Genomic DNA, 1,168 nt, shown 5'->3' with positions numbered 1-1,168 from the left:
AAGAAGAGATTAGCGAAAATTGTTCTTTGATTTTCACTAATCTCTTCTTTTTGTTTAGGCAGATTGTAAAATTTAAGTTGAACATTTAAGTGGACAGAAAAACCCATCAAGGTCTCTAATGGTGTTACCGTACAATCCATTAGAAAGAAGGACCTTGATGAGCACCACTATTTTATCATTCCAGAACCGTGTTGTCATTGAAACGCTTCATAATGAAGGACGTTCCTTGCGATACATCGCTAATTACTTAGGCTTTAGTAAAACCACAGTCTTTAACGAACTTCACCGGCTAAATAGTGAGTACCGGGCTGAGCTAGCGCAAACTGACTTTGAACGCAAGGTTAGTCAACGCGGGCGGAAGTCTTCGCTCACTAAAAACCTTAAACACTTGATCGAGGAAAAGATTCAAGTCCAGAAGTGGTCACCTGAACAAGTTGCCCATGTAGTTGGAATTGCCTACAAGACGGTCTATAACTGGATTGATCAAGGATGGCTTGATATACAGTTGCCCGATTTGCCTGATTATGGAATTCGTCGTCATCGTGCTAAAGAAAAGCGTGGTACGTTCAGTCACGGCCGCTCCATTGAGGAGCGGCCTCATAAAGTCGAAACTTGCCAGGAATTCGGCCACTTTGAAGCTGATACCGTACTTTCTGGCAAACGTAAAGGCCAAGCTGTGGCTACTTTTGTGGAGCGTAAGAGTCGCCTGACAATTGTTAAACGGCTCCATGGTCGCGACAGTCAGTCCATGACTCAAGCCGTACTTGAACTAGCTAGTCAACTTCAAGACAAGCTCAAGACGCTTACCGTAGATCATGGTAAAGAGTTCGCTAACTACCAGGCAATTGAGCAGCGAACTGGTACTCCGGTTTATTTTGCCCATGCTTATTCACCACATGAACGCGGCAGTAATGAGAACCGTAACCGAGTTTTACGACGCTTTATTCCCAAAGGCCAAGCCATTGAAGAGTTAAGCGATCACAAGCTGATTCAAATTAATTGGTATTTGAATTCCCGGCCACTTAAATGTCTTAATTGGCATACACCAATTGAGATCTTCTTGCTTAATCTACGTCACTAAATTCGTTCAAGTTATTTCTTGCAATCTGCCTTTATAAAACAGTTATAGTTGGTAACCCTCGCCACCAATTTTCTAATGTTCATCGCC

At 42.7% G+C, this 1,168-nt stretch carries 1 protein-coding gene; it reads left to right on the top strand.

Annotation, left to right across the window (positions count from 1 at the left end; genetic code table 11):
- Positions 1 to 157: 157 nt before the first annotated feature.
- Positions 158 to 1,081 carry an IS30 family transposase gene (locus IV36_RS10545; RefSeq protein ID WP_056992362.1) on the top strand — a complete coding sequence of 308 codons (924 nt, stop codon included), beginning with the start codon at positions 158 to 160 and terminating at the stop codon, positions 1,079 to 1,081.
- Positions 1,082 to 1,168 lie beyond the last annotated feature (87 nt).

Origin of the sequence: Liquorilactobacillus mali, assembly GCF_001437155.1 — a bacterium.
Taxonomy (GTDB): Bacteria; Bacillota; Bacilli; order Lactobacillales; family Lactobacillaceae; genus Liquorilactobacillus; species Liquorilactobacillus mali_A.
The sequence above is the reverse complement of the archived record's forward strand: the minus strand, read 5'-3'. Positions and strand labels throughout refer to the sequence as shown.

Excerpts from the sequence above, each read along its gene's own strand:
- IV36_RS10545 (WP_056992362.1), top strand. The coding sequence starts at position 158 with ATGAGCACCACTATTTTATCATTCCAGAACCGTGTTGTCATTGAAACG.